The sequence below is a fragment of the Pseudoalteromonas sp. S2721 genome, from assembly GCF_005887425.1.
Taxonomy (GTDB): Bacteria; Pseudomonadota; Gammaproteobacteria; order Enterobacterales; family Alteromonadaceae; genus Pseudoalteromonas; species Pseudoalteromonas simplex.
This window is the reverse complement of the sequence record NZ_PNCZ01000082.1, coordinates 1-1,261: the sequence shown is the minus strand read 5'-3', so window position 1 is coordinate 1,261 and position 1,261 is coordinate 1. Positions and strand designations below refer to the sequence as shown.

The window sequence follows — 1,261 nt, the reverse complement described above, 5'->3', positions numbered from 1 at the left end:
AGCTTTTAATAACACATCACTTAAAGTAAGTGGCGTCAGCAAGAGATTCGTACTCTTGATAACGTCGTGCATAGATTGCGCGGTGTTCACCGCCCCACTACACATAACCTACTTAAATAAGTGGCGTCCCCAAGGGGATTCGAACCCCTGTTACCGCCGTGAAAGGGCGGTGTCCTAGGCCTCTAGACGATGGGGACACAGAATGTGTCACTAGGACATTAAATGATAGTTTGACTCATATCGGAGTTAAGGTTACTAAAATAACATGTAAGTACTCGAGACTAACATATTTATTTTCTTGGCAATTGCTCACTTACTTAAAGTAAGTGGCGTCCCCAAGGGGATTCGAACCCCTGTTACCGCCGTGAAAGGGCGGTGTCCTAGGCCTCTAGACGATGGGGACGCAGAAAACTGCAACCCTAGGACAAACACTATGCAAATCTGGTGGAGCTATGCGGGATCGAACCGCAGACCTCTTCGCTGCCAGCGAAGCGCTCTCCCAGCTGAGCTATAGCCCCGACTTGCATACACACCACCAATTAATGTTGGTTGTGTATCGCTGAGTGCGGGGCGCATTCTATGCAGCCCCCCAAATAAAGTCAACAGTTTTTTATCTAAGTTTATTTAAATGATTTAAATTTCAACAAGCTGACTAAATATCAATCCGTTGCGGAGGTATTTTATACAAAGTGCTATCAAATTAGTTATTTTGGGCTAATTTCATTGCTGGTTTGTTATCAAAGGCTCTTTGCTTTTTTAATTTACTCCCTTAAAAAGGTATACATTTATATGCAAAATAAAATTCATTACCTAAAGCTTTAAATAAAACGACTTCACCCTACCCTGCTTTGTTTTTAATAGTGCTAAGTAGAGTGCAATTAACTGATGCAAATTTATTGATATGAAAAACCGTTTTAAAGATTTGCTGTATTCATATCATTTTAGAATGATTTACCTAGGTCATAGAGCTATAGATCAAGCTCTGAATATAAGCTTATGAATGTAAATTGCATATTTGTTCGCCAAAAAATGCTTAAATGCCATGTCATTGTTTATAAAAGCTGCATCTAACACATTTTTACTCATTCAAGTGTTGACACATTTACAACTCTATCTATAATAGCGCCCCACAACAACGCAGCAATGAGTTGTTTTAGATATGGGTCGTTAGCTCAGTTGGGAGAGCATCGCCCTTACAAGGCGAGGGTCACTGGTTCAAGTCCAGTACGACCCACCACATATAAAAAAATCAATTTAAAAT

The 1,261-nt window shown here is 40.1% G+C and carries 4 tRNA genes; 1 reads left to right on the top strand and 3 read right to left on the bottom strand.

The window, feature by feature from the left end:
* Positions 1–121: 121 nt before the first annotated feature.
* The 3 genes from CWC02_RS20245 to CWC02_RS20235 form a co-directional block, all read right to left on the bottom strand.
* Positions 122–197: transfer RNA gene (locus CWC02_RS20245), tRNA-Glu, on the bottom strand.
* A gap of 130 nt (positions 198–327) precedes the next feature.
* Positions 328–403, bottom strand: a tRNA-Glu gene (locus tag CWC02_RS20240).
* Between the two features lie 39 nt (positions 404–442).
* A tRNA-Ala gene (locus CWC02_RS20235) sits at positions 443–518 on the bottom strand.
* 643 nt (positions 519–1,161) lie between these two features.
* Between CWC02_RS20235 and CWC02_RS20230 the strand changes: the two genes are divergently transcribed.
* A tRNA-Val gene (locus CWC02_RS20230) sits at positions 1,162–1,237 on the top strand.
* Positions 1,238–1,261: the final 24 nt, after the last annotated feature.